Raw genomic sequence first — 25,604 nt, forward strand, 5'->3', positions numbered from 1 at the left:
GCTGGTGTGGATATTATGAGTATGGTGCAACATTAGCTTCAGTGTTTCAATGCATTGTAGATTTTTTCTGCCAATGCATGTGAAATACTCGGCACTTTTGCAATTTCCTCGACGCTAGCGTTAAGTAAAGGTTGCAGTCCTCCCATATACTTCAGCAGTATTTGCCGCCGTTTAGGGCCCACTCCCTCTATTAGTTCTAATGCGCTAGTATTTTTTACTTTTGAACGACGCTGCCTATGCCCTGTTATGGCATGGTTATGAGAATCGTCACGAATATGTTGAATCAAATGTAATGCGGGTGAGTCTGGTGGCAATGAAAAGCCCTCCCCCTCAGCAGCCAGGAATAATGTTTCCAATCCTGCTTTTCGATCACTGCCTTTGGCAACACCAACTAATAAAGGTTTTTGTTTATCCCATGGAACATTGAGCGAGGCAAAAACATCAAAAGCCTGCGATAACTGACCTTTCCCTCCATCAATAAAGATAACATCCGGGATTTTTTTATCATCTAATGCTTTGCCATATCGACGTTTAAGCACTTGAGCCATTGCTGCATAATCATCACCGGGCGTGATACCACTAATATTGTAGCGCCTATATTCCGAACGTACAGGGCCATTTGCATCAAATACTACGCAGGATGCAACAGTTTGTTCCCCCATCGTATGGCTGATATCAAAACATTCCATGCGATTTATCTCATCAAGTTTAAGAATTTTAGCTAATTCTTTCATTCGTTGATGGATAGTCGATTGCTGGGACAAACGTGTAACCAGTGCCGTTGACGCATTGGTTCGGGCGAGTTTAAGATAACGAGCCCTATCACCACGAGGACGACTTTGAATTTGAATTTTTCTTCCCGCTAATTCAGAAAGAGAAGATGCCAATAGATCTTTTTCAGCAAGTGTGAAATCCAACAAAATCTCACCTGGAAGCGTACGCATCTGGCTTCCTTGCAGATAGAACTGTCCGACAAATGTTTGAACAACTTCACTCAATTCCGTACCCGCAGGAACTTTGGGGAAATAGCTGCGACTGCCCAGAACTTTTCCTTGCCTAATAAAGAGCACATGGACACAGGCTAACCCGGCATCAAATGCCACACCGATGACATCAAGATCTTCGCTATCGCCAGAAACAAACTGTTGTTCCGTCACTCGCCGTACAGCCTGTATTTGATCACGGATACGTGCCGCATCTTCAAAATGAAGCAATCGGCTGGCCTCTTCCATGCGAGAGATCAGTTGTGTCAATACTTGTTGATCTTTGCCTGACAGGAACAAACGCACATAGTCAACCTGGCGCTGATACTCTTCTTCACTCACCAAACCTGCTACGCATGGCCCAGAACAACGGCCAATTTGATATTGTAGGCAAGGCCGCGACCGGTTGCGATAGACACTGTTTTCACATTGCCTAACAGGAAAGAGTTTTTGCAGTAATGCTAAGGTTTCGCGAACTGCGTAGGAATTAGGGAATGGCCCAAAATACTCCCCTTTTTCATGTTTAGCTCCGCGATGAATAGCTAAACGCGGATGCTTATCCGCACTGAGAAAAATAAGTGGGTAGGATTTATCATCCCGCAACAGTACGTTGTAGCGGGGTTGATAAAGTTTGATGTAGTTATGCTCAAGCAGTAGCGCTTCCGTCTCAGTGTGAGTAACAGTCACGTCAATCTGAGCAATATTTTTAACTAAAGTTTCTGTTTTACGGCTAGCAACATTAGCGCGGAAATAACTTGTCAGACGCTTCTTAAGGTCTTTTGCTTTTCCAACATAAATAACTGTCCCCGTTTTATCATACATACGGTAAACACCAGGTTGGCTGGTGACAGTTTTCAAAAACTCTTTAGAATCAAAACAATCAGTCACTATTAGATAATGTCTCCGCGTTGAACAAGCCATGGCGGATAGCCAAGTGAGTCAATTCAACGTCACCACTAATATTCAGCTTGCTAAACATCCGATAGCGGTAGCTGTTCACAGTTTTCGGGCTCAGGTGAAGTTGCTCTGATATCTCATTCACCTTTTGGCCTTTCGTTATCATTATCATAATTTGTAACTCACGCTCTGACAAACAGCTAAAAGGTGTTTCTGTCGGCGGCTCTAACTGCCCCAAAGCCATCTGTTGTGCAATGTCAGAAGCAATGTAACGCTGCCCGGAATGGACAGCTCTGATGGCAGTTACCACATCCTGAGGTGCCGCGCCTTTACTCAGATATCCACTCGCACCAGCCTGCATAACTTTCGCAGGCAACGGGTTTTCTGTATGGATAGTTAGCATGATAACTTTAGTATCTGGGGAAAAGCGTAAAATTTTACGAGTTGCCTCCAACCCGCCGATGCCGGGCATATTCATATCCATCAAAACGATATCAACAATATGGTTACGGCACCATTTTACCGCATCTTCGCCACACTGCATCTCATCCGCTACTTTGATACCCTTGATGTCTTCAAGAATGCGTCGTATCCCTGCGCGCACCAGTTCGTGGTCATCAACAAGAAGAACGCTAATCAAAGAAAATTCTCCAAAAATAAGGGAGTAACCTAATCACGCTTTACTTACGGCAATGATATTACTTGTTTTCGCGCAAAGAATGAATACAGAATAATTGCAAATTCATATCTATATTGTTTGACAGATATTATTCTTATCATCTCTTTTGCTATGTACATAAAATAGCAGGCTTATCAATTATGACATGATAAAAAAAGAAAAGTTTTTAAGATTTTTCTTGGCATTACTTCGGGACGTACAAAAAAATAATTATTAAACTTCCCAAAGTTAATTTTATACAACAAAACACAACGTGTTGAAAAAACTAACAATCAGACAGTTCTACAGCATTCACAAAGCTAGGAATAATTCTTATTTTTTATTTATTAATTATCTCTTATATACTTTAAAAATGCGTGATTTTTGGCGCTGCTTATCTGTACCCCAAAAGATATGTTCTTTATGAACAAATGTAACTTAATTAAGTTAATTTATGCCGATAATGATATGGCGGGGTGGGGGGCGACAACATTGCACTCCGACTTCCTTGGTCTATGTCACCCATTTAGATTGCGCACAGGTTATCAAAGCTAATCATCAGTTTATGATATAATACTATAATTGTTTAATAATGCCGCTATGTTCACTGTGGTGCAGGGGAACCCCATCATCTTGTCTAGAGGCTATTTCAGGAAAAAAAATGAGTAATCCAGACTTTACTACTTCAGCAGACCCAGAAACTTTAGCGAATGAAGTTGCATTTTTGAAAGCGACTGTAACTCTACTGTTAAAAGCGATCGGCCAAGCCGATGCAGGGAAAGTAATCTTAAAAATCGAACGTTCCATTGGCGATGTTGCCGACACCGCTCAAGCTGAAGTTTTCGCCAATACACTTGCTCAAATTAAAAGTGGTTACCGCCAATAACCGCTTGAGACAACTTGTAACGCCCCTATACACTCATGCTGCCGCTTAGATAGTTCTTTTTAGGCTATAGGCAGCTTGTTTTATAATCGTTCGAGACAATGATGAGTCTGTTACTTAAAGCATTAATCGGTGCCTGTGTAGTGGTATTGATTGGAATATTAGCGAAAACACGCAATTACTACATCGCCGGTTTAATTCCGTTATTTCCCACATTTGCTCTTATTGCGCATTATGTTGTCGGCAGCGAACGTAGCATCCAAGCCCTGCGTGTAACAATAATCTTTGGGTTATGGGCTATTGTTCCTTACTTCATCTATCTGATATCACTATATTTTTTGATTGATCACTTACGTTTACCCGTAGCATTAACAGCCGCAGTCTTATGCTGGATGATTGCTGCCTGGATACTTATTTCAGCGTGGAGTCAATGGCACAGTTAAAGCAGACCTTGCTATAAAACTGTTTAGCGTAATAGCAATAAAATAAGAGCATGAATAGCCAGCATTACTGTAGAGAAAGCCAAGTTTATATTACTAATAGACTTCGACCTGGTCTCAACTGATGGTTCGTCACTTACCTGAATCTTTCTTACTCTATAAACCCAGTACCCGCCCAGCCCTATAAAGAGTAGCGCTAATGACACCGCTAATAGGGGATATTCCCACACCAAATACTCACTGAGTCCTGCAATAACAAACCAGATAATGACAAAGACCATGATTGTTCACCTAATGTTTTGATTATCCGATTTTAGCACATGCTGTAAAAACGCTTAAGCTATGTCCATAAAATAGTAATAAAGAACTAAAGTGATGAAAAATTTAGAATAAAGCATCATAAAAATCTTAATCATTGTTAATGGTTTGTCTGTTTTATTGATGTGAATCAACTTGGTTTGGCTCTAATATTCAATGCTGGGACTTCAGCCACATCTTGCAAGGTTACTTGCTTTCCACAGGCAAAGGAAATTGATATGTTGGCTATTCCATAGTTAATGTAGGGTTTTTGAAATGGCTAAATTTACTGTTAGAGTTGAATTGCGTGATCCAGAAGCCACAGACTACGACGATCTTCATAAAAAAATGGAAGAGAAAGGTTTCTCGCGAACGGTAATTATTACTGCATCAGGTGTGAGAAAAATACTTCCAGGTGCCGAGTACAACTATAAAAGTGAAACTAAATCTACGGCAGAAGTTGGGGGACTTGCAGAATCTATTGCAGAAAAGGTAAAAATGAATCCTAAAGTAATGGTAACTAAATCAGCAGGTTGTTATTACGCTAATCTTGATTTGGCTTAGTTATCTTATTTAAAGATATTTTTAGCAATCTAAATGCAGGTATTGTTTCCTGCATTTGTTCTATCGCTTCAATTCACATAGATAAGGTAGAGATTTTATTTTTTAAGTGCATTTATTCCTAGTGTGCTAATAATATGTATTTTAACTGATATTATCGTGCAGAATATAACGATGAGTGCCAACATGGTTTTGTTGGAGAATCAAATAAATGCAGAATTATGGTGTAAAGTAAAATATTCTTTACGATGGTGGAAATGTTGAAGCCTATATTTCAATCATCAATTGCTATAGAATCAACAGAGTAGCAAATGTGATGAGGTATGTTTGAGGACATAAAGCATATGGTTGCTCAGTTTACTATGGAAAATATTGTTGGACTGATTTTAGTTATCGGTTGTGTCATTGCTTTATTAATTGTATCGATGTGGGGAATGAGACGGCACCATTCTCGATATAATTTTATTTTACAGTTTGTTAGTTTCCTTCTGTGGTCTGTAATGGTGATTGTGGCGGGAAACATTATTAATAATGCGCTCGCTGGTATAAAAGTAAATTTTGTCACACCCCGGACGGTTAATTTCGTCTGTATGTCACTAATTCTATTGATGTTAATTCGTAAGATGTTTGCATTATTTGATGTGCTGGAAAAACGGCAGGTGGCGAAAGGGAGTGATATTACCAGCGCTAAAATCATATCACGCATGCTAAAAATTACACTCGTAGTAGTGGTGGTTCTACTCTATGGTGAGCATTTGGGTATGAGTTTTTCTGGGTTGGTGACCTTCGGTGGTATTGGCGGTCTTGCCGTAGGTCTGGCCGGAAAAGATATTCTGAGTAATTTCTTTTCTGGTGTGATGCTTTATTTTGATCGTCCTTTTAATATCGGAGACTGGATACGTTTGCCAGACCGCCACATTGAAGGGGTTGTTGTTGAAATAGGTTGGCGATTGACAAAAATAATGACGTTTGAAAATCGTCCACTGTATGTTCCTAACTCCATGTTCACGGATGTTAGCGTTGAAAATCCAGGTCGCATGACAAATCGCAGAATAAAAACCACGATAGGACTGCGCTATGCTGACGCGGATAAAATTGGCGCGATTGTGGATGAGATGCACAATTTTTTAGCCAATAATGATGATATTGATCACCAACAGACCTTGCTGGTCTATTTCAATGGATTCGGCGATTCTTCTCTCAATATTATGGTTTATTGCTTTACCAAGACTAAAGTATGGGCTGAATGGTTGGCAATTCAGCAGCGCTGCTATTTGAGATTTATAGATATAGTGCATAAACATGGAGCAGACTTTGCTTTCCCCAGCCGTTCGCTATATATCGAGAATAGCACTGAGTTGCCGGAAATTTCTAAATAGTGGTAATCCTGTCTTTGTCACTACACCGGGCATAACAGCCCGGTGGCTTTGAGTGGGATGCTAACCTGCGGGGTTAACAAGAAAACACCCACTTATATTAACTCTATCAAATATCCTACTTATCTGCTTTCAGATTGTCAGAACTTGCTTGCCTAAGCGACTGTTGTGCCGTTGATGATTGGATTAAACCACAGGGTTGCATGCATATCAATTAATAGGTTGTATTACTATCAATCGGAGGGTTATCTTTTTGAATGGCAGGCGAAAAAAAACGACTAAGATCGGTTATATTGCTGATTCTAGTTATTTGATTTTTCTACTTTTTTAATAACTCTTTGAGATTTCTGGACTCCAGCAATTCGTTGAATAAGCGATCGTAATTTTCGACTTTAATTCGAAGCGCTTCAATATGGTTATCTTTATCACTTTCTGGTAGACGGTCGAACAAATTCAACAATTCTCGTTGTCTGTCACTTAGAGTGATAGGTTGAACGATTGAGATGTCATCACCAGCAGGTTCATCACTTAGTAACCAGGAAAGGGACACACCAAAGGCTTCAGATAATTTTAAAGCCGAGTCTTTGCTTATTTTCCCTTTAGTGAACCAACGACCAGCCGCCTGGGGGCTGATTCCACATATGCGAGCAAGCCCCGACTTGTTTACACCGGTTTTATTCATCAACTGATAAAGGCGAGCTGCTATAGGTGGTTCTTGATAATTTTTTTCTTCTTTCATTTCAAAATTATAAACCAAAGGTTTAATAATATAAATAACCCAAAGGTTGTATTTTGATGTAACCCTATGATTTAATCTTGCGGTTGATAGTGAAGTTGGTTGAAACCACTACAACAAAAAATGCGCATATTGAGAAGAATCGAGATGGCGTTCAACCAGGCCATTTAGTGACGGGTTGGGTAATGGGTTTGACAATGCGGCTGTCTATAACTTTTATAACAACAGCCCTGGCAAGTTGATGTTAGCTATTTCCAATCTGTGGCTTGACTTAACTTTGTGAGAACTGAAATCGAGTTTAATCATGTCCCCTGTAGGGGGTTAATAATATAAGGATGTTACCCTAATGATTCCTATAGAGAACTTGATTAAATTTCTACCTTCGGATGGTACGGTCTTAATTCGTTGCGAGCATGGTGAGATAGTGAGTGTTGAGAACTTAAAAGAGAACCAATTTGTCGCGACATTACCGGTATTTATCGAACTGGCGGAAATCGCTGGTTATACAATTTCAATGCCCGATGTTTGACGGAATAATAGCTCTGTCAGTCTGAACACCTGACAACCTAAGCAGTTGTTGTGCCATCACCCTAGGGGGCAAGGTGGCACAACTATTACTCATTAAATTTGGTAATCAAACACTGACATCGGTCATATTCGCTGTTAGGGAATTTCTGCATTGTAAAATCAAGTTGGCTATTACTTCATTATCCAAATGTTTGATGGTTCTAAATCGAGAAAACCTAAATCAATCACGCTTGTGCCAACAGACAATACCAACTTTGCCAAATGCAACAAGGCCACCTTAGCTACGTTTTTACACTCTATTTTGAACAGCATTTTTAATTCGCCGGAGGGTGTTATGCACACACAGTCTATTTCACGGAAGGAAGGAAAGTTATGATGCGAGTATCGAAAGATTTGTCGTCGGGGCAGAAAAAACCAAGGCGCAATATTCAGCTTGTTCTTGAGCGCTGGGGTGTATGGGCTAAAGATAATTCAGGTATTGATTACTCCTCTATCGCCGCGGGATTTAAAGGTTTGCTTCCGTACACTACATCATCACGACCTTCATGTTGTGATGATGATGGATTAGCCGTTGATGGGTGTGTATCTCGCTTAAAACGACATCGGTATGATGAGTGGGAATTGGTCATCCGACACTATGTCTATAATCAATCCAAACGTGCTATTGCACGGCAACAAAAGAAAGACGAAAGGGCAATAAGAATAAATCTACAAATGGCAGAGGGCTTTGTTGATGGTTGCCTTGCCATGATGGATATTAACCTTGAGATGGACCCTGAAATAAAAAATTAGATTTTTATGATAAAAGTGTTGGTGCGGCCGCAAAAAGTGCATTAGTCTGATAACAGTTGGTTGTGTGGTCGTGCTTACACAGTCTAAGAAACCTCGCTTCGGCGGGGTTTTTCATTTTAGTCTCGAGTATTTGATTAATTTAAAATACATCTTGTCCGACGAGTCGCGACGCTTTTGGATTCAGACTCTTCACGTCATTTAATTAGAACATCGAGAGTAGCAGGGCTACCGGCAGGCTCAAGGGCCAGGTTATACCGATTAAAAAAGACGATAAGCACCTTACTACCAAGCTCTGATCCCGTGTCAGAGGGAAAATAATGAAAGTAGAGATAATAACGCCAACCACATAAATACTGAGCAGGATAAAACCGGTATTCATTGAGCAATTTTCCTTTTGTCCATGTTGTTGGTCTATTATCGCAGAAAGAGACCGTATTTTTGCAAAGTAATTTAAATTATGAGGCCATGTTATTTGTGTGGTTTATTTATAACTCATCACCAGTATCAACCATCCTCAAATAATCTCTGCGCCTGGATGAGTCACGGCGGTGAGCTATTTCTCCAAAATAGCAAATATACACCCAGGCCAACTGGCAGGGGGAGACTATGAAGATGGATAAATACTCCAGCGCGATATCCTTGTGGTTTGGTGGGTTAACAACAACGATTGGTGCGTTATCTCTTAATGAATGGGCCATGGTAGTCGGCATTATCTGCACGACGGGAACATTTATTGTGAACTGGCACTATAAGCGTAAAGAATTTCAATTACGGAAGAAATAAAATGTCTCCAATTCTTCGTAGTAAGTTAATGGGTCTTTCTGCTCTTGGGGCATTGGCCATTGCCGGTGTATTACTGGGGGGGAATGATGGTTTAGAAGGGCGAAAATATGTGGCTTACCATGATGTCGCTGGTATTTTGACTTTATGCGATGGCCACACTGGTAAAGACATCATCCCCAGTAAAAGATATTCTGATGCGGAATGCGATGCTTTATTACAGCAAGATTTGATACCGGTCCAACACACGGTTGATGCGGCTGTGAAAATTCCACTGAGTCAGTACCAGAAAGCAGCATTATATTCGTTTACTTATAACATCGGACAGCGTGCATTTATTCAATCCACGCTACTTAAAAAACTCAACACTGGCGATATTAAAGGCGCTTGTGATGAGTTACGGCGTTGGATATATGCGGGTGGCTCGCCGTGGAAGGGATTACAGAACAGACGCGAGATAGAGAGGGAATTATGTCTAACAAATTAAGCTCAGTTCTCATGCCGTTATAACCGTGCAATTCGCTGACTAAATGTATTAGTACAATTAGACAACATAAATTCAATGTGATGTGGACGAAATATCCACAATAACGAATCAGCATTAGAATGTCTTTCAGACTATTGAAATTTAGAGTCTGGCAAGTTTATCTTACAAGAAAATAGAAACCGTAGTCCTGCACTGTCGCGAAATATCGCGCTGGTGATATCCCAAGCCGATGATTAATTTCTCGGCTTTTTTTTGTCCAACTAAAAGGTATTTATTATGTCTACAAATTCAACTTTGAAATATCCAGTAGTATTAGTTCATGGCTTACTTGGATTTGACAAAATCGCAGGGGTTTACCCTTATTTTTATGGTGTCGAAGAGCCGCTAAAAAAAGCGGGCGCACAAGTCTTTGTCGCCACAATTTCCGCGACCAACAGTAACGAAGTACGTGGCGAACAATTACTTAAATTTGTCAAAGAAGTCATGACAAAAACGGGGGCGAAAAAAGTTAACCTTATCGGTCATAGTCAGGGGCCTTTGGCATGTCGTTATGTTGCTGCAACGCATCCTGAACTTATAGCCTCTGTAACCTCCGTTAATGGGGTTAACCACGGGTCAGAAATTGCCGATTTGGTTCGTTCAGCGCTAGTACCTGATAGCCTTCCAGAACACATTGTTAATACTATCATGTCTGCATTTGGTGTATTTGTTTCTCTGTTAAGTGGTAAGCCTTTCCTGCCGCAGGATTTTATGGAGTCTATTGATGCACTGACGACCGAGAATGTGGGTAAGTTTAATGCCAAATATCCGCAAGGGTTACCTGAAACCTGGGGAGGCGAGGGGAAAGAGTTTGATAATGGGGTCTACTATTATTCGTGGGGGGGCGTTTTGGGTTATAACCCACTGACTGAAGGGTTGAACAACCTCGACCCGCTGCACCATTCATTAGTTGCGTTATCACTCTTGTTCACCAAAGAACGTGATCAAAATGATGGTCTGGTTGGGCGTTACAGCATGCATTTGGGGAAAGTTATCCGTTCGGATTATCAGTTAGATCATGTGGATGCGATTAATCAGACCGCGGGTATGGTCAGCAAGGACATTGACCCAGTTCAATTGTTTGTAAATCAGATTGAGTTGTTAAAATCAAAAGGTCTTTAAATAGTATCGCCCCCTCTCTAACCTGAGGGGGCGAAACAGACGAATAGATTGAGGTGAGATTTATTATATAATTAGTTTATTAAGTTCAATTAGAGTATTAAAGTTAATTTATAAGATAAAGAAGGTGGTAATTCCTGTAGGTGAATATATTTTTAGTGAAAATCTTCAAATTTTTGATTGCATATTTTCTTTAATATTCAGGTGCGAAGGTGAAATTAATCATTATGAGTGGAAGTGTAATTTATTAATGATTAAGAATAAGGCTGCTAGAATTTAAAATATAGACTAATATTTTATTCAGCTTAGTTAAAATATTGACGTCGGGGAGATGCAGCGATTTACATAGAATCTGGGACAGGCTCCAAAATAGTTCTAACTATTTGATTTCTCAATTTTGAGACTTAACAGTCTTATCTTAAAATTTAGCTATATATAGCGAGTGTGCTCCAACGGAGCTGCGGAGGCCTTATGAAAAAGGTGATTCTTTTCGTTGTGTTAATGATGTCCTCATTTTATGGCTTTAGCCAGGATGGGGTGAGGGGGATTTCTGGTGATTTATCATCGACCCCACCAATCGTTGCGGTAGTCCACCATCTTTGTGATGATTCATCTCCATCAATTGGGGAGGATCATCCTGATTATTGGTGCTGTGAGGTCTGTTGCAATCCGGCGTGTGACGGTTGTAACTAAACATAAAAATCATTATTAAACTTGTACTGAGATAATACAGTACATCAGGGGCCTGTCCCAGATTCTTTGGTGTGTAATATGATGTTATTCCCGCCATAATTTCTCACGTTTTATCTTTACCTCGACCACCTCTAGGCTAGACACCCATTAATTCGCAGGATATTGTTTCGGTAACTATAAAAAACGACCCACTAGTCAATCACGGCACTATGAATTTTATCAAAAGTATTGTGTTTTTAGCCTCGTTCAGCGTATCTACATATTCATTCTCTGCCCCTGTCCCTGCGGTTGAGGTCGGATTCTCACCAGAAGGATCGGCTCAGGCACTAGTGCTGAAAGTCATCAATGACGCACAAAAATCTATCCAGATGATAGGATATTCGTTTCAAGCTCCGGATATTGCAAAAGCATTAGTGGCGGCAAGACAGCGGGGCGTTGATGTGCGTGTGGTTGTTGATAAGAAACGTAACCAGGTCAAGGCCAGTAAAACCATTATGCTCTATGCCGCCAACAATGGTGTAAAACTACGTATTGATGGGCATTATCATATTCAGCATGATAAAACGATTATCGTTGATGGCAAGACTGTTGAAACGGGGTCATTTAATTTCGCACCTTCAGCAGAGACTGAAAATTCTGAAAATGTGATTGTGATACATGATATGCCTAACATTACTCAGCAATATGTAACACATTGGACTTCGCGCTGGGAGCAGGGTGTTCCCTTTAAACCGATACTTTAGTCGGTTATGGGAGAAGTGGTGGTTAGTGATGTAATATCTTGTTTTTAATTAAATTAAGAGCGGAGATAATTAATCTGATTGCAGATATATCAACCCATTCAATACATAAATATATTTTATGTATTCCGACGATTAAATATGAAATTTCCTACAGAAACTTACCTCCTCCCCTATAGAAATACGCTGGTCTTATATATTACATTAAGACACAGCATAAATGTTACTCAAGTTTGTTGATGATGGTGAGTAATAAGATACCCTATAGTATCGCTCATATATTTCCATTGGCCTGAGTTTGTGGGTGTTGGAATTAATCTGGCTGTATTTGACACTATTTAAAATGATAAATGGAATTATCCAGATATATATGTTGGCAGGTATTAATCTGTTTGTCTCTGCTTGTTAATAAAGAAATGCAAATAGTTATAAATGTATTTATATACAAGCATTAGGCCTGATTTTTATTAAGCATTATATTTTGATGCTAACCAGGATTTTATTGAGAATATAATATGAATAAAGTCTTCAAGATTATTTGGAATGCTGCATTGAATCGTTTCGATGTCGTATCCGAGTTTGCTAAAGCTGGGAAGAAATGTAAATCATCCAGCTCGTTAACGATAAATACAGTCACCGGATTTTCTCTGATTCTAGGGCTTGGGTCATTGATTACCGGCACAGCCTTGGCCCAACCACTACCGACCATTGTGATTAGCAGTACTGAGAGTGAAAGTGATGTGCAGCGAGATTCGGCTACCGGCCCCGCAGTGGTCGTGACCAATGGTGGTAATTATACTGGAACCAACGTCACGCTGACCTCGCAGGCCCCTGCATCAGGTGGAAATACCGCTGCTCTTTATGTCAATACTGGTGGCAAAGCATATCTTGATGCTGACAGCAGTATCACCATGAATACTTCTAGTCAGCAGGCCACTGTTTGCTGCACCTACGGCATCGTAGTAGACGGTAACGGCAGTATGGTTGACAGTTCAGCGACTATCATTGGCAGTACTGGCGGAGCAGGGGTCTATAATGGCGGCGTGCTCAATCTTCAGGGCGGTTCGTTGTCCGGCTTATTTGGTATTGTGTCGAGCGGTGCAGGCAGTTTAATCACCGGAAATGCAGATATATCGGGTTCTGGTGTAGGAACCGGTGTTCGGGCCGAGTTGGGTGGCGCGGTGGTTCTGAGTGGTGGCAAGGTATTGTCGAATGGGATGGTCGCAACCGATGCTGGCAGTTCGATTTCAACCTCAGGCACGGAGATAGTTGGCACAGCCAGCGCCAATAATGGTGCTTCTCTTAATCTCGTTGGCGGTTCGGTTCGCGCCAGTGGCTATGGGGTGAGTGCTGTTTATGCCGGTGGCCCGGTAGCCAGTCATGTAACGACATCCGCAGATATTAGTGTGAGTGGTAGCAACGCATCTGCGGTGACTGCCCGTAATGGTAGCACCATCAATATCATCGGAGGCACCCTCTCCGGCGCGAGTTCTGTTTTAGCGGCTATCGGTAAAAACTCAACAATCACATTTTCTAATGCAAGTTTGATTCAAGGCGGTATGCAGGGGTCAACTGCCGTCTATGCCGCTGAAGGGGCAATCGTTCAGCTCAACAGTGGCACTATATCTGCCCCAGGCTGGAATAACACCACCATCCGGGCTGATGGTATTGGTTCAGCTGTTTATAATCAGGGGACTAACGTTACCGGTGTTGCAGGCAGCAGCATTGGTGCTCAAGCTATCAATGGCGGCAGCTATATTTTTGGCTCTGGCACGATGAGTGCAAGTAATACTGGCGTGCAGGCCAGTGGTACGGGCAGTTCTGTGCTGAGTTCTGGCAATATCAGTGCGGTTCAGCGTGCAGTGCATGCCACCAATGGTGGTTCGGTCACGGTGGATGCTGGCTCTCTGGCAACCACGACTGCGATTACCGGCATGGCGGGTATTGTTGCGGATAGCGGTGGGCAGGTTGAGTTGATTAAACCGGCACTGCTGGACAGCGCTGCCTTTGCTGGCAATGGTATTCAGGTCAGTAGTGGCGGTGTCGTCAATCTGGCCGGTGGCATGTTCTATATTAATGGTAAGAATAGCTCGGGGCTGATAATTGATGGCGTAGGTTCTGCCATCAACAGTTCTGCCACTCTGAGTGTTTATGTTTACGCCGCTTCAGGTAAAGCGATAGAGGTTGCCAATGGTGCTGCACAAGTATTTCATAATCTGGTCGGCAGAGTAACGGGCAGTAATGGCAATGTGATCCAATCAAACAGTGGTGCTAATCAGCTTACCTTTACCAACAGTGTACTCAGCAGTACACAGGGGCCAGCTATCGTCGGTCAGAGTGGCTCACTTGACTTTGTGATGTCTGAGAGTGGTATCAGCGGGCCTGTACTGATGCAAGACAATGGCAGCATTATAAGTATTACAGCTAATGATGCTTCCACTATCACGGGGCGCACTGAAGCCGGTAACTCGTCAATAACGTTAAACACCCGGTCTGCGTGGAATGTTGGCGCAGGTAGTTCATCTCTGGGCTCGCTTTCACTTAATAATGCCACCATGAGAAATAGTGGGGTTGGCAGTCTGCATATCGGTGGCGATGTCAGTTTAGGTAATGTTGGCGCTAAATTTGATACTCAGGATTATGACGCGTTGCTGGCGGCAAATGCGATAACCGGTACAGGAAATTTGACGAAGAATGGTACGGGTAAACTGACGCTGGAAAGTGCAATAACTTATACCGGTAACACCGTAATTTCGGATGGCACATTGCAGATAGGTAATGGTGCGGCCTCTGGCAATGCCCATCTCCATCAGGTGGATAATAGAGGTATTTTGGCTCTTGCTAGCGCTGATCGGGTAACCATCGATAGGATTGAGGGAAAAGGGGCGCTGCACCAAAAGGGCAGCGGCACAACGACCCTGCTCAATGATAATACCTATACCGGCGGGACGACGGTCACTGCGGGTACGTTGCAATTGGGTGATGGCGGTAGTACGGGAAGTATTATCGGTAATGTTGATATTCAAGCGAACGGCACGCTGGCTATTTGGCGTAATGCTGCTGTGGTGTTGGGCAATAGACTCACAGGTTCCGGGCTAATCACCACCGACACAGCCGGTCAGGCATTCGATCTTGCTACCGGGGTCGGTAATGCATTTTCTGGCATGCTCGCGGTGGGTAATGGCACGTTCCGGTTAGATGGCGTTAATACCACCGAGTTGAGTAATGCAACGCTACGAGCAGGGGTGGGCAGTACCGTTACCGTTGGCACAGGCCTTCAGACTATCGGTGGTTTGGCTTTCGACGGCGGTACGTTGAAGTTTGATATCGGAACCCCCGGTGACACTGTGGCGAAAAGCACCATCCATACCACCAAAGAGATGAACCTGCTGGGTAGCGGTACAGTTGAGGTCAATATCGGCAGTATCGATAACAACCCGGTTCCAGTCAATCCTGTGCTGCCAATCATGGAGCAGGATGATGTCAACACCTTGCTACAACTGGCCGTCAGTGATGTAGCGGTGCAAGGCAATGGCGGCAATATGGTATTGAAAGACCAGCATGGCAATATCATTACCAATGAAACCACCGCGGATATTGCCCAAAACGGGATGACCGTGGCGAAAGGGATTTACGACTATCGCCTGACCAGTGGTGTCAATAACGACGGTTTGTATGTGGGTTACGGCCTGACGCAGGTTGAGTTGTTGGGCAGCGGCGCTGATGCACTGTCACTCTATGCCACCAACAAAACTGGGCCGGCGGCGGATTTAAGCGCCAACATCACGGGCAGTGGCGATTTGGCGATTGATACTGGCGCGGGAAATACCGTGACATTGTCTAATCTGGATAACGATTATACCGGCTCTACCGACGTACGCAGCGGCACCCTACAGATGCTCAATGATAATGTGCTGGGGCAGACCTCGCTGTTATCACTGGCGGCGGATACTTCCTTTGATATGAATGGTCACAATCAGACGATAGGCGAATTGAAGGGAGACGCCGGGTCATTATTGAATCTCAATGGTGGCAATCTGACGTTGAGTCAGGGCGGTGTTGTAGAGGGTGAGTTGACCGGCACTGGTACACTGACGATTGCTGCTGATGTGCTGACCGTTAATGGAGCCAGCAGTGATCTGAGCGCAGCGACCACCATTGCCAGCGGCGCACAAGTATTACTGAACAATGCTGCGGGTTTGGGGAGTGGCGATATTATCAACGCCGGTTTGCTGACATTAAAAGGTGCGGCGGGCCAGTTGGCGAATACTATCAGTGATGTGGGTAACGTGGTGTTACAGGATAACAGTGACATTATTGTCAGTGGTGATAACAGTCAGTTCAGTGGCCGCTTTGATATCAACACCGGTAGCCAGTTAACGGTTTCTCGGGCAGAGAATCTGGGTAGCGCATCAGTGACCAATAACAGTGCGTTGGTGTTGAATTCAGCCAGCGACTGGAGGCTAGAAAATGGAATTACTGGTACGGGCAAGCTGAGTAAAAATGGCGCTGGTACTTTATCGTTAACGCAATCTGCGGCTTATACCGGTCAAACAGAGATCAATGCTGGTGGGCTTATTTTGGGCAGCAGTACCGACCCAATGACATTGGGCAGCCAGCAAGTGAACATTGCCAGCGGTGCTTTTATGGGCGGCTTTGGTGGCGTAGCAGGGGCGGTGGATAACAACGGCACGCTGTTTGTCGGCAATCCGATTTCACCTGTGACGTCAATATTGAGCCGCCTGGCGCCTGCCCGCAACCTATTGGCGGTTGGGACAGACTTAACCAACAGCGGCACTGTTTTTATTGGTAACAAAACCAGTGATGGCAGCGGTATCACCGGTAATCAATTGGTGGTCAATGGTAACTATATTGGTAACAACGGGTTGCTGCATTTCAACTCGGCGCTGGGGGATGACAGCTCGGCAACGGATAGCATGACAGTCAACGGCAACACCAGCGGAACGACCCATGTGAGTGTGGATAATGCGGGTGGGCAGGGTGCGCAGACGCTAAATGGCATTGAGCTGATTCAGGTGAACGGCCAGTCAGACGGTGACTTTGTACAACGCGGGCGTATTGTCGCCGGTGCGTATGATTATTCTCTGGCGCGTGGCGTAGGGGCTAATACCCGTCACTGGTATCTGACCAGTACGACCGCCAGCGGAGATCTTGGCGGCACTAATCCAACAGTTATGATTGAGCGTCCGGAAGCCAGCGGGTATGCCACAAACCTGGCCGCAGCCAACAATATGTTTGTCACAAGCCTGCATGACCGTTTAGGCGAAACGCAATATATTGACGCACTGACTGGTGAACGGAAAGTGACTAGCATGTGGTTGCGTAACGCTGGTGGACATAACCGATCTCGTGATACTTATGACCAATTAAGCACTCAGGCTAACCGGTATGTTGTGCAATTGGGGGGCGATATCGCACAGTGGAGTCATGATGGACAAGAGCGCTTCCACCTTGGCGTAATGGCCGGTTACGCAAACAGTAAAAGTCGTACCGAATCTCGTTTATCCGGTTACAGCGCCCGTGCCTCGGTTGATGGTTACAGCACCGGGATATATGCCACCTGGTATGCTGACGCAGCAGATAAGTCGGGTTGGTATGTGGATAGTTGGGCTCAATACAGCTGGTTCACCAATAGTGTAGACGGCCAGGATTTGCATACCGAAGAGTACAAATCCAACGGGGTGACTGCATCCATAGAAAGCGGTTATACCTTTAAAATGGGTGAAAATGCAGCGAAGAATGTGACTTACTTTATCCAACCGAAAGCACAGGTAACCTGGATGGGGGTTAAAGCTGATGACCATAAAGAAGCTAATGGCACCGAAGTGTCCGGCGAAGGTGATGGCAATATCCAAACCCGCTTGGGTGTGAAAGCCTTTATGAACGGTTACAGCCATCAGGATAAGGGAAAAGATCGCGTCTTCCAGCCGTATATTGAAGCGAATTGGATCCATAATAGCAAAGACTTCGCGACTAGCATGGATGGTCATTTAGTGAAGCAAGATGGCGCAGCCAATATTGGTGAGCTGAAAGTCGGTGTCGAAGGGCAAGTGAATAAACAAGTGAATCTGTGGGGTAACGTTGCTCAGCAAGTGGGCAATAAAGGCTACAGCGATACCGCTGTGATGTTAGGGGTAAAATACAACTTCTAATATTCTGGATAATAGGGTTTCTGAATATCAGTGCATTATGATGATGCACTGATATTTTGTTTGATAAAACGTCTACGTGAAATGGCGTTGTTTCTGATCGTTAACTATCCAACGAAAGTCACTAATAGGTGAGTGAAACACAGATCCAAATTCTCTATTAAGCAGTCTTGCAGAATTCACCTGCTAACGTGTTATAGTGCAATTTTTACGGAAAATTATGCTGACCAACTCATCCATTCGTCTTAACAAATACATTAGCGAAAGCGGCATCTGTTCGCGTCGTGATGCTGACCGTTATGTAGAGCAAGGAAATGTTTTTATTAACGGCAAGCGGGCCGCAGTAGGCGATCAGGTATATGTTGGTGATGTGGTGAAAGTGAATGGTCAACTTATCGAACCACGCGATGAAAATGATTTGGTGCTAATTGCGCTAAATAAGCCGATCGGCATTATCTGCACCACGGAAGAGGGTGAAGGCGATAATATCGTTGATTTTGTTAACCACAGCAAACGCGTTTTTCCCATTGGCCGCCTGGATAAAGATTCACAAGGTCTTATTTTCCTGACCAATCACGGCGATTTAGTTAATAAGATCCTGCGTGCGGGTAATGATCACGAAAAAGAATATGTGGTAACGGTTAATAAGCCGGTGACCGATGAGTTTATTCTTGGTTTGAGTGCCGGTGTACCTATGTTGGGTACTGTGACCAAAAAATGCAAAGTAAAGAAAGAAGCTCCGTTTGTATTTAGTATCACTTTGGTTCAGGGGCTTAATCGTCAAATTCGTCGTATGTGTAAGCACTTTGGTTATGAAGTCACCAAACTTGAGCGCACTCGTATCATGAACGTCAATCTGAAGGGACTGCCAATTGGTGAGTGGCGTGATTTGCGCGATGATGAGCTAATAGAGTTATTTAAGCTGATTGAAAATTCATCGTCAGATGAGAAACCGGCAAAAAAACCAAAAGCTAAACCTGTTGTAGCTAAAAAACCGGCTATTAACCGATCAAAACCTGCTGAAAAGTCAGAAGGTAACCCTGCTGGTCGTAAGCGCTTTACTCAGCCTGGGCGTAAGAAGAAAGGGCGGTAATGCGCCAGCAGGAATAGAGCCTGAATGGGTTTTTTCTCTATTTATCATTTTCAGCGTGGCGATAAACTTCACCGCAAATCAGGACCACATCGGGTCTTCTTTGATGAATGCGGGCAGCGACAGCCATGCATTCATGGCGGGTTGCATAAACATCGTCAGTGACGGGCAGAGCCTCGCAGGCGTCCATTCCGCAGGTGCTAACCAGTAAAACAAATCCTATGAGCATATGTTCTCCTTATTTATAGGATTTATATGAGTATAGCCTGTTTGCCAGGGAGGTCGTACACTCGTTTTTTACTCAAAGTAATAGGTGTTTTCTGGGTAGTTTAAATATTAGCCAAACTTATAATCATGTTGTTCCAATACAGTTAGAAATATTTCTGTGTGCATCCTATCCCCATATTTAAGCGCATCAGTTTACTTTGGATTGACAGGTTTGGCATTATATCGGTATGCATGGTTTTTTAGGATGAATGATGAAACAGTTCCCTTTTGATAAACGTTACGAGATTGAAGATGCCAGTGGTGCTGTTGAGTATTATATCGATGGTGATGAATATATTCGTAGTCAGGATGGGGTGCCTGGTTATCGAATTGATGGTTATGAAGTGTTCGAGCATAATGCTGAAGCTAAACTCGCTGGCTTCCTTGAGGGTAAACATATAACAACCCCGGATGCGGATATTTTGCTGACGATTTTAGATGATATGTCTGCTGAATAGTCTTCACAGTTAATTTGATGCCCGACTGTTGGAGCCGCGATATAACAGTTATGCGCAGCTCCTTAATGAGAAAATATAACGTTGTTACCGCGAATAAGTTGTTAGCAGGTGTTTTTCAGTTCACTTAAAACTGATTAACACAATCTTTTAGTGATAATCAGCCGGAGTCTCAATGAGTCAGCAAACCATTGTCTTATATACTGATGCGGATTTTTTTAGCCCTTATGTCATGTCGGTCTTTGTATCACTGACAGAAAAAGCGCTTCCTTTTACACTGAATGCTGTTGATCTCTCTGCTGGCGAGAATCTACGTGAGGAATTTGGCAAGCTATCAGCGACTCGTCGTGTGCCCACACTGATTATCGATGATTTTCGGTTATCTGAATCCTCAGCAATTTCTGAATACTTAGAAGAGCGGTTCCCTTCACCGGAATACGCGCGAATTTACCCGCAAGATAGACAAGAACGTGCCAAAGCACGCGAAATTCAAGCCTGGTTGCGCAGTGATTTTATGCCAATTAGGGCTGAACGGCCTACCGAAGTCGTCTTTGCCGGAATGAGAATGCCACTATTATCCGACCAGGGGCAGCAAGCAGCTCACAAGCTGATGTCAGGGTTGGAGCGTTTACTTTCGGATGGACGAAAGAATTTATTCAGTGAATGGTGTATTGCTGATACTGACTTGGCGTTGATGCTTAACCGGCTAGCGCTCAATGGCGATGCGCTGCCGGAATATCTGCGCAAATATGCAAGTTATCAATGGCAGCGGCCTTCAGTGCAGCAATGGCGTGAATTGTCACAAAAATAGAGCCGCTCATTCCTCTTTAAGCCTTAATGATGCAGAAAGTGCGTAAAAAGAGTGGTACAGAATGAAGAGCGTGATTGAAGTTGAAACTGAGCGGCTACAGCTGCGGCAATGGATACCTTCCGACAAAGCCCCTTTTGCAGCACTTAATGCTGATAAGCGGGTGATGGAGTATTTCCCTGCGCCCTTGACTCGTGAGGAAAGTGATGCGATGGCTGATCGTTGTCAGCTATTGATTGAACAGCATGGTTGGGGATTGTGGGCCGTTGAGCTTAAAGCTACTGAGCAGTTTGTGGGGGCTTTGGGACTGCATATTCCTGCGGCCAAACTCCCTTTTTCACCTTGCGTCGAAATAGCCTGGCGTTTTGCTTATCCATTTTGGGGACAGGGGTTAGCAACAGAAGCTGCCTTGGCTGCTTTGCAGGTAGGTTTTGAGAGATTAAAGTTGGCTAAAATTGTTTCGCTCACGGCATTAATTAATTTGCGCTCACAAGCCGTGATGGAACGAATAGGAATGGTGCGAGCAGCGGAGAGTTTTCCCCATCCCAATGTCAGCCCTGACAGCCCGCTCAGCCAACATTGCTGGTATCACATCTCATCTGAACAGTGGCAGAACCGATAGTACGCTTTTAGCTGATATTGATGGCACTGGAAGATGCAGTAAAACGCTACAGATATAGCTACATCAGATCTAATAAAGGCAGTGAGCCATCAACAACTGCAGCAGTGATATAAATAATGAAAAGTGAATAGAGAAAGAAGTTGCTGATCATTTGATACCTCGGGTTACCTGTACGGGTAAAACTTTTGGCCATGTCAGAGCAACTACAATATAGCACGCAAATTGAATGAAAAGCGTACAGAAAATGAATAACTAATGAATTTATTGTTGCTGATTTGTGACGTGGATGGGGTTTTTTAGCCAACAGCACAGCGATAAGGCAGATTTCAAGCGTTAAATAAGAATAAACGCTGCAAAAGTCAGAGATATAATATGAGGGACGAGATTTATTGAATTCAGTATTTTATCAATGGGTTAACTTCAATTGAAAACAATTTAAGCAGCATACAAGCAGAGGGAGTGTAATTGTGCTACACTATGCGACCGATAATCAAGGATAAAACATGAAAAAAGTCTCAATCATCGCTCAGTGCTTAATAAACGCCAAGAGTTTCAGTGAGATGTCCGAAGCTGAATCCTCGATAAAAAAGGTTTTCAACGACAGTTATGCCGATCATTCATTCGATGAATGGAATACTGATGTCTCTACGTTGAGTGCGAACCGTATTATCAGCCTGGTTGCTGGTGCTTCCAAGGTTCGGGTCAGAGGGTTGATCCAAGAATTATGGAATCACTGATCCCAGACCAAGGTTTTCTCATAACCTGCCTACCATTTCACTACGCCAAGCATGCCAGCCATGCTGCGTGGTGAATGTTCCTCCCCGTACCTTTCCATTTTCTGCTTGTTTCTTTCCGTTGTCTCCCGCGAACCCGGTTCTTTCCATTGAGTGAAAGCTGATCCGGTACAGATAATCTGAGTAACGCTGACTACGCCACGGTTTAGTGTCGTCGGTTAACGTAATCTAATAAGGTTGTACAACTGAGAGGCGAGCATATGTCATTTCTAGATAGTGTTAGAAGGCTGGTTAGCAGTGCCAAAGTAAAAATTAAATGTCCGGATTGTGGCGCGACGTCAGAGCAAAGCACAGATAAAGTGCATAAAAATACGGCGTTAGTATGCCCTAAGTGCGGCTGCTTATTTTTACCGAAAGACAAACACTTGTGATCAACCAAAGATCATCGATGCCCACCGCAGCAACATTAATGCACCGCAGATACAAAGTAATACCACAAACATCTTCCAATGTTTTGTATGCAAGCGTTTGGTCACCATAAGCCTTTATTTTTACCTCGATAGATTTGTTTGACTTGACGTTACTTTGCAGGATTTATTTGTTTACCGCAACTTAGGTATAGTAGCGAAAATTTATGTTGATGCGAGAGTGAGTTGGTGGCGTTGAGGTATAATATGCGCTGCATCAATAATATTACGATTAGGAATAATGAAACTATGGCTGCAATTCCACAAAAATATGAAAACGCCGAGCGTTGGGCTTTTGGTGATACTGAACAAGTCGCTGATGATTTACTGGCGCTGGTTCTCAATGGCACTAAAACAGCAACCTGTGCGGCATTAGATGACGAGGGTGTCCCGCAGGCGGGTGATGTATTTGTTGTGGTTAATGGTCGCAATGAGCCGGTATGTGCAGTCGAGCTGACAGATGTTGAGCTGAAAACCTTTGATCAGGTTGATGAGGCGCATGCTTTGGCTGAAGGTGAGGGCGATCGTTCGCTGACCTATTGGCGTAAAGAACATCAGCGTTTTTTTGAAGAGTACGACCTATTTTCCCCAAATATGATGCTGATTTGTATGCAATTCAAACTGCTGGAAATATTTTAATAGCCGATTTACCCGGCAATAAACGGATTTGTTTTTAGCCGGCGGGTTTTATCGAATATGAAAGAAGAAACCGCCACTCATAAATTTTAACTATGGGTGACGGATCTTTTAACCATCAAGTCACCCTCATTACCCAGGCATCTTGATGCCGGTCATAATGCTTTTTGTAGAGCAGTTTATCTTGACCATCTAACGTTGCGGGAATACTGGTACTTTCGTCCCACCCATCGAGCTGCATACACAATTCAGGATCCGATTTACATGGGATACTGACCGTGTTTTCACCTTTGTCTGCTGGTGTGGACAGCACTGCATCGTCAACTTCAAAATCTCTGATTTTTACCACAGTATTTCCCATAAAGACTCCTTCCTAACCTGGTGGTATGAGGTGTGACCAGATTGGCCGCTTTATTGAGAATAGCCGAGCTTAAAAAAAGTGCCAGAAGTTGTCGCGAAAATAATGCAGCGTTTCTAGCAGGGAAGTTCGGCTAAATTAAACTGATTACGCCCATTCTTTTTAGAATAATAAAGCGCCTGGTCAGCAGCCAGCATTAAATCGGACTGATCAGTAATGCTGCTGTGCAGATGGGATTGATAGACAGTGACACCCAAGCTGATAGTGACTTTGCGAAACTTACTTTCACTATGTTTAATTCCCATCGCTCGGATAGACTGTAAAATGTGTTCAGCAACCAGACTGGCCCCTTTTTGATCTGTATCTGGCAAAATGGCTGCAAATTCCTCACCACCATAACGAGCCACAATATCGGTGCTGCGTTTCAATGACTTGCGCAATGCTCTGGCGACCAGACGCAGACAAGCATCACCAGAGATATGACCGTAACAATCATTGAAATTCTTAAAGTAGTCGATATCAATCATTAAAACTGCCAATGGCGAAGCTGAGCGCCTTGCCCGCATAAATTCATGGGCTAGCACTTTCTTGAACTCTCGACGATTAGGCAATTTAGTCAACGAATCTGTTCTGGCTTGAATTTCGAGACGTCGATTAGCCTTAATCAGTTTAAGTTCCAGCAGCTTACGTTCGTGGATATCTTCTGCAGTGCCGTACCAACATTCCACATTACCATGGTCATCTACACTGGGAACGGCTCGAATACGCATCCAGTTCCAGCCTTTTTCTACATGGCAAAAACGTATTTCGACATCGAGTGGTTCGTGTGTTTGCAGAGAATGCTCCCAACTTATTAATGTGGGATGGCGGTCATCAGCATGAATGGTTCGAAGCCATCGGTCAGCCAACCCCTCTTCACGGGTTAACCCGGTAATTTTTTCAAAACGAGAGCTGATATTGGTGATCATGCCATCTGGGGAGGCCGTCCATGGGATCTGTGGGTTCAATTCCACCATATTGCGATAGTGCTGCTTGCTGCTGCGCAACTTATCTTCCATCTTTTTCAGTGCAGAAATATCAATCATGGCGACGGACAGGCCACTCACCTGACCACTAGGATATCTGGCGGCATTGATGCGCATGAAAAATACCCGTTGTTTATCCGGCATCTGAAACTCAGCATCAGGAATGCTGTCGTTACAGTAGGCTTTTAGCAGGGCACTTTGCAGTATAGGGATGATACTCGGCAAGAAATCCGCCACTTTATGACCATTCACTTCAACGGTTTTTTTACCTAATAATTCTGCCAGATAGTCATTTACCGTCAGGTAGTTCAAGGCGGTATCAATAAAGCACAGGCCAGCTGGGGCACTGGAATAAATGGATTCCAATTCGAAGAGGCGTTGACTGGCGTTATAAGGTAAGTTGCTAAGATTACGGTCTATTCCCCGATAACCTTTGAATTCCCCATTATCGTCAAAAAGCGGAATGCCACTGCTTTCTATCAAGACTTCACTGCCATCTGCGCGGATATTACGATTTTGTAAGCCCGCAAAAGGAATGCGTTCAGCTGCAATTTCGGCAAATAATTTTCCTACCCGATGAGCTTCATCCTCAGGCATAAAATCAAATGGGGTTTTACCTACCACTTCATGAGGAAGGCGACCTAGCAGTTCGATAGATTTTGCAGATGAAAACGTATAACGGCCGGTAACATCAACTTCCCAGATCCAGTCTGAATTATTTTCGATGATATCCCGTAAGCTGTTCATTTCTTTTAACAGAGCAATGTCAGCTGATTTTTCCCGATTATCATAATCAGTCATGATGCCCACTCCTGTTTAATCGCGGCTTTCCTTAGGAAGAAGTCTGTCGGCTATTATTTAAGCCCGCAGATTGTATAACAGGGACAGATTTAGTACAGCTCATTCGGAATTTTCTTATCTACAAATTATTTTATTATGGTTATCACGCTGAGAAATAAAGAA

Annotated in this window: 27 protein-coding genes and 1 pseudogene; 19 read left to right on the forward strand and 9 right to left on the reverse strand. The window is 43.4% G+C overall.

Annotated elements, in window-relative coordinates:
• Positions 1-38: 38 nt before the first annotated feature.
• Positions 39-1,871 (reverse strand): excinuclease ABC subunit UvrC, encoded by a 1,833-nt coding sequence (gene uvrC, locus FTB31_RS16750; RefSeq protein WP_050077510.1) that lies wholly within the window; start codon positions 1,869-1,871, stop codon positions 39-41.
• Positions 1,864-2,520 (reverse strand): UvrY/SirA/GacA family response regulator transcription factor, encoded by a 657-nt coding sequence (gene uvrY / locus FTB31_RS16755; RefSeq protein ID WP_050077511.1) that lies wholly within the window; start codon positions 2,518-2,520, stop codon positions 1,864-1,866. The genes uvrC and uvrY overlap by 8 nt, the downstream gene beginning before the upstream one ends.
• 679 nt (positions 2,521-3,199) lie before the next feature.
• Here uvrY and FTB31_RS16760 point away from each other — a divergent pair.
• Positions 3,200-3,424 (forward strand): DUF2594 family protein, encoded by a 225-nt coding sequence (locus FTB31_RS16760; protein WP_050077512.1) that lies wholly within the window; start codon positions 3,200-3,202, stop codon positions 3,422-3,424.
• A 101-nt stretch (positions 3,425-3,525) separates the two neighbouring features.
• Entirely contained in the window at positions 3,526-3,864 is a 339-nt protein-coding gene (locus tag FTB31_RS16765) for a GlpM family protein (protein WP_050077513.1), read from the forward strand.
• A gap of 23 nt (positions 3,865-3,887) precedes the next feature.
• Here the strand turns inward: FTB31_RS16765 and FTB31_RS16770 are convergent, their stop codons facing one another.
• Positions 3,888-4,142 carry a hypothetical protein gene (locus tag FTB31_RS16770; RefSeq protein ID WP_050077514.1) on the reverse strand — a complete coding sequence of 85 codons (255 nt, stop codon included), beginning with the start codon at positions 4,140-4,142 and terminating at the stop codon, positions 3,888-3,890.
• A 292-nt stretch (positions 4,143-4,434) separates the two neighbouring features.
• Here FTB31_RS16770 and FTB31_RS16775 point away from each other — a divergent pair, with 292 nt between their 5' ends.
• Positions 4,435-4,722 (forward strand): hypothetical protein, encoded by a 288-nt coding sequence (locus FTB31_RS16775; protein WP_050077515.1) that lies wholly within the window; start codon positions 4,435-4,437, stop codon positions 4,720-4,722.
• Between the two features lie 341 nt (positions 4,723-5,063).
• Entirely contained in the window at positions 5,064-6,098 is a 1,035-nt protein-coding gene (locus FTB31_RS16780; RefSeq protein ID WP_050077516.1) for a mechanosensitive ion channel family protein, read from the forward strand.
• 316 nt (positions 6,099-6,414) lie between these two features.
• Here the strand turns inward: FTB31_RS16780 and FTB31_RS16785 are convergent, their stop codons facing one another.
• Complete coding sequence (locus tag FTB31_RS16785; RefSeq protein ID WP_227720384.1) at positions 6,415-6,834, reverse strand: helix-turn-helix domain-containing protein; 420 nt, start codon at positions 6,832-6,834, stop codon at positions 6,415-6,417.
• 697 nt (positions 6,835-7,531) lie between these two features.
• On the opposite strand from FTB31_RS16785, the pseudogene FTB31_RS21600 reads away from it, so the two are divergent.
• Together FTB31_RS21600 and FTB31_RS16795 are read left to right on the forward strand one after the other, a co-directional pair.
• Positions 7,532-7,735, forward strand: a pseudogene (locus FTB31_RS21600) (hypothetical protein); the annotation flags it as partial.
• The gene (locus tag FTB31_RS16795) at positions 7,732-8,151 is read left to right on the forward strand and encodes an antiterminator Q family protein (RefSeq protein ID WP_050077519.1); all 420 of its coding nucleotides are present in this window, start codon (positions 7,732-7,734) and stop codon (positions 8,149-8,151) included. The pseudogene FTB31_RS21600 and the gene FTB31_RS16795, both read left to right, overlap by 4 nt.
• A gap of 202 nt (positions 8,152-8,353) precedes the next feature.
• On the opposite strand, the gene FTB31_RS16800 is transcribed toward FTB31_RS16795, so the two are convergent.
• Positions 8,354-8,530, reverse strand: coding sequence for a GhoT/OrtT family toxin (locus FTB31_RS16800; protein ID WP_050077520.1), 177 nt, complete (start codon positions 8,528-8,530; stop codon positions 8,354-8,356).
• A 227-nt stretch (positions 8,531-8,757) separates the two neighbouring features.
• On the opposite strand from FTB31_RS16800, the gene FTB31_RS16805 reads away from it, so the two are divergent.
• From FTB31_RS16805 to rluF, 7 genes are all read left to right on the forward strand, one after another.
• Positions 8,758-8,934 (forward strand): phage holin family protein, encoded by a 177-nt coding sequence (locus FTB31_RS16805; RefSeq protein WP_050077521.1) that lies wholly within the window; start codon positions 8,758-8,760, stop codon positions 8,932-8,934.
• A gap of 1 nt (position 8,935) precedes the next feature.
• Entirely contained in the window at positions 8,936-9,418 is a 483-nt protein-coding gene (locus FTB31_RS16810; protein WP_227731634.1) for a lysozyme, read from the forward strand.
• A gap of 276 nt (positions 9,419-9,694) precedes the next feature.
• Positions 9,695-10,579: an esterase/lipase family protein gene (locus tag FTB31_RS16815; protein ID WP_077174617.1), complete on the forward strand. Its 885-nt coding sequence runs from the start codon at positions 9,695-9,697 to the stop codon at positions 10,577-10,579.
• 501 nt (positions 10,580-11,080) lie between these two features.
• Positions 11,081-11,269, forward strand: a complete 189-nt coding sequence (locus FTB31_RS21605; RefSeq protein WP_227720387.1) for an ST-I family heat-stable enterotoxin — start codon at positions 11,081-11,083, stop codon at positions 11,267-11,269.
• A 209-nt stretch (positions 11,270-11,478) separates the two neighbouring features.
• A complete protein-coding gene (locus FTB31_RS16825; RefSeq protein ID WP_227726149.1) occupies positions 11,479-12,012 on the forward strand; it encodes a phospholipase D family nuclease in 534 nt (177 codons plus the stop codon).
• A 512-nt stretch (positions 12,013-12,524) separates the two neighbouring features.
• A complete protein-coding gene (locus FTB31_RS16830) occupies positions 12,525-18,182 on the forward strand; it encodes an autotransporter outer membrane beta-barrel domain-containing protein (protein ID WP_227731635.1) in 5,658 nt (1,885 codons plus the stop codon).
• A 217-nt stretch (positions 18,183-18,399) separates the two neighbouring features.
• Positions 18,400-19,272, forward strand: a complete 873-nt coding sequence (gene rluF, locus FTB31_RS16835; RefSeq protein WP_050077527.1) for a 23S rRNA pseudouridine(2604) synthase RluF — start codon at positions 18,400-18,402, stop codon at positions 19,270-19,272.
• A gap of 37 nt (positions 19,273-19,309) precedes the next feature.
• Here rluF and FTB31_RS16840 read toward each other — a convergent pair whose 3' ends face one another.
• Positions 19,310-19,498 (reverse strand): hypothetical protein, encoded by a 189-nt coding sequence (locus FTB31_RS16840; RefSeq protein ID WP_050077528.1) that lies wholly within the window; start codon positions 19,496-19,498, stop codon positions 19,310-19,312.
• A gap of 250 nt (positions 19,499-19,748) precedes the next feature.
• On the opposite strand from FTB31_RS16840, the gene FTB31_RS16845 reads away from it, so the two are divergent.
• From FTB31_RS16845 to FTB31_RS16865, 5 genes are all read left to right on the forward strand, one after another.
• Positions 19,749-19,994 carry a hypothetical protein gene (locus tag FTB31_RS16845; RefSeq protein WP_050077529.1) on the forward strand — a complete coding sequence of 82 codons (246 nt, stop codon included), beginning with the start codon at positions 19,749-19,751 and terminating at the stop codon, positions 19,992-19,994.
• 172 nt (positions 19,995-20,166) lie between these two features.
• Positions 20,167-20,802: a glutathione transferase gene (gene yfcF, locus FTB31_RS16850; protein ID WP_050077530.1), complete on the forward strand. Its 636-nt coding sequence runs from the start codon at positions 20,167-20,169 to the stop codon at positions 20,800-20,802.
• 61 nt (positions 20,803-20,863) lie between these two features.
• Complete coding sequence (locus tag FTB31_RS16855) at positions 20,864-21,421, forward strand: GNAT family N-acetyltransferase (RefSeq protein WP_050077531.1); 558 nt, start codon at positions 20,864-20,866, stop codon at positions 21,419-21,421.
• A gap of 503 nt (positions 21,422-21,924) precedes the next feature.
• Positions 21,925-22,158, forward strand: coding sequence for a hypothetical protein (locus tag FTB31_RS16860; protein WP_005272441.1), 234 nt, complete (start codon positions 21,925-21,927; stop codon positions 22,156-22,158).
• Between the two features lie 257 nt (positions 22,159-22,415).
• On the forward strand, positions 22,416-22,586 hold the full coding sequence (locus FTB31_RS16865) for a YnfU family zinc-binding protein (RefSeq protein ID WP_217697184.1): 171 nt from the start codon (positions 22,416-22,418) through the stop codon (positions 22,584-22,586).
• On the opposite strand, the gene yniD is transcribed toward FTB31_RS16865, so the two are convergent.
• Positions 22,587-22,694, reverse strand: a complete 108-nt coding sequence (gene yniD, locus FTB31_RS16870; protein WP_086018937.1) for a small membrane protein YniD — start codon at positions 22,692-22,694, stop codon at positions 22,587-22,589.
• A 177-nt stretch (positions 22,695-22,871) separates the two neighbouring features.
• Between yniD and FTB31_RS16875 the strand changes: the two genes are divergently transcribed.
• Positions 22,872-23,261: an ASCH domain-containing protein gene (locus tag FTB31_RS16875; protein WP_077174619.1), complete on the forward strand. Its 390-nt coding sequence runs from the start codon at positions 22,872-22,874 to the stop codon at positions 23,259-23,261.
• A 115-nt stretch (positions 23,262-23,376) separates the two neighbouring features.
• Here the strand turns inward: FTB31_RS16875 and FTB31_RS16880 are convergent, their stop codons facing one another.
• Entirely contained in the window at positions 23,377-23,619 is a 243-nt protein-coding gene (locus FTB31_RS16880) for a DUF1480 family protein (RefSeq protein WP_050077533.1), read from the reverse strand.
• Between the two features lie 113 nt (positions 23,620-23,732).
• Positions 23,733-25,442 carry a sensor domain-containing diguanylate cyclase gene (locus FTB31_RS16885; RefSeq protein WP_077294122.1) on the reverse strand — a complete coding sequence of 570 codons (1,710 nt, stop codon included), beginning with the start codon at positions 25,440-25,442 and terminating at the stop codon, positions 23,733-23,735.
• Positions 25,443-25,604 lie beyond the last annotated feature (162 nt).

Source organism: Yersinia proxima (assembly GCF_902170785.1).
Taxonomy (GTDB): Bacteria; Pseudomonadota; Gammaproteobacteria; order Enterobacterales; family Enterobacteriaceae; genus Yersinia; species Yersinia proxima.

Bases quoted from the DNA above. Each gene is read 5' to 3' on its own strand.
- FTB31_RS16875 (WP_077174619.1), top strand. From the start codon at position 22,872: ATGGCTGCAATTCCACAAAAATATGAAAACGCCGAGCGTTGGGCTTTT.
- FTB31_RS16860 (WP_005272441.1), top strand. From the start codon at position 21,925: ATGAAAAAAGTCTCAATCATCGCTCAGTGCTTAATAAACGCCAAGAGT.
- FTB31_RS16885 (WP_077294122.1), bottom strand. From the start codon at position 25,442: ATGACTGATTATGATAATCGGGAAAAATCAGCTGACATTGCTCTGTTA.
- yfcF (WP_050077530.1), top strand. From the start codon at position 20,167: ATGAGTCAGCAAACCATTGTCTTATATACTGATGCGGATTTTTTTAGC.
- FTB31_RS16810 (WP_227731634.1), top strand. From the start codon at position 8,936: ATGTCTCCAATTCTTCGTAGTAAGTTAATGGGTCTTTCTGCTCTTGGG.
- FTB31_RS16785 (WP_227720384.1), bottom strand. From the start codon at position 6,834: ATGAAAGAAGAAAAAAATTATCAAGAACCACCTATAGCAGCTCGCCTT.
- FTB31_RS16815 (WP_077174617.1), top strand. From the start codon at position 9,695: ATGTCTACAAATTCAACTTTGAAATATCCAGTAGTATTAGTTCATGGC.
- FTB31_RS16765 (WP_050077513.1), top strand. From the start codon at position 3,526: ATGAGTCTGTTACTTAAAGCATTAATCGGTGCCTGTGTAGTGGTATTG.
- FTB31_RS16840 (WP_050077528.1), bottom strand. From the start codon at position 19,498: ATGCTCATAGGATTTGTTTTACTGGTTAGCACCTGCGGAATGGACGCC.
- FTB31_RS16770 (WP_050077514.1), bottom strand. From the start codon at position 4,142: ATGGTCTTTGTCATTATCTGGTTTGTTATTGCAGGACTCAGTGAGTAT.
- FTB31_RS16780 (WP_050077516.1), top strand. From the start codon at position 5,064: ATGGTTGCTCAGTTTACTATGGAAAATATTGTTGGACTGATTTTAGTT.
- FTB31_RS21605 (WP_227720387.1), top strand. From the start codon at position 11,081: ATGTCCTCATTTTATGGCTTTAGCCAGGATGGGGTGAGGGGGATTTCT.
- FTB31_RS16855 (WP_050077531.1), top strand. From the start codon at position 20,864: ATGAAGAGCGTGATTGAAGTTGAAACTGAGCGGCTACAGCTGCGGCAA.
- FTB31_RS16880 (WP_050077533.1), bottom strand. From the start codon at position 23,619: ATGGGAAATACTGTGGTAAAAATCAGAGATTTTGAAGTTGACGATGCA.
- rluF (WP_050077527.1), top strand. From the start codon at position 18,400: ATGCTGACCAACTCATCCATTCGTCTTAACAAATACATTAGCGAAAGC.
- yniD (WP_086018937.1), bottom strand. From the start codon at position 22,694: ATGGTGACCAAACGCTTGCATACAAAACATTGGAAGATGTTTGTGGTA.
- FTB31_RS16800 (WP_050077520.1), bottom strand. From the start codon at position 8,530: ATGAATACCGGTTTTATCCTGCTCAGTATTTATGTGGTTGGCGTTATT.
- FTB31_RS16845 (WP_050077529.1), top strand. From the start codon at position 19,749: ATGAAACAGTTCCCTTTTGATAAACGTTACGAGATTGAAGATGCCAGT.
- FTB31_RS16830 (WP_227731635.1), top strand. From the start codon at position 12,525: ATGAATAAAGTCTTCAAGATTATTTGGAATGCTGCATTGAATCGTTTC.
- FTB31_RS16805 (WP_050077521.1), top strand. From the start codon at position 8,758: ATGAAGATGGATAAATACTCCAGCGCGATATCCTTGTGGTTTGGTGGG.
- FTB31_RS16795 (WP_050077519.1), top strand. From the start codon at position 7,732: ATGATGCGAGTATCGAAAGATTTGTCGTCGGGGCAGAAAAAACCAAGG.
- FTB31_RS16865 (WP_217697184.1), top strand. From the start codon at position 22,416: ATGTCATTTCTAGATAGTGTTAGAAGGCTGGTTAGCAGTGCCAAAGTA.
- FTB31_RS16825 (WP_227726149.1), top strand. From the start codon at position 11,479: ATGAATTTTATCAAAAGTATTGTGTTTTTAGCCTCGTTCAGCGTATCT.
- FTB31_RS16760 (WP_050077512.1), top strand. From the start codon at position 3,200: ATGAGTAATCCAGACTTTACTACTTCAGCAGACCCAGAAACTTTAGCG.
- FTB31_RS16775 (WP_050077515.1), top strand. From the start codon at position 4,435: ATGGCTAAATTTACTGTTAGAGTTGAATTGCGTGATCCAGAAGCCACA.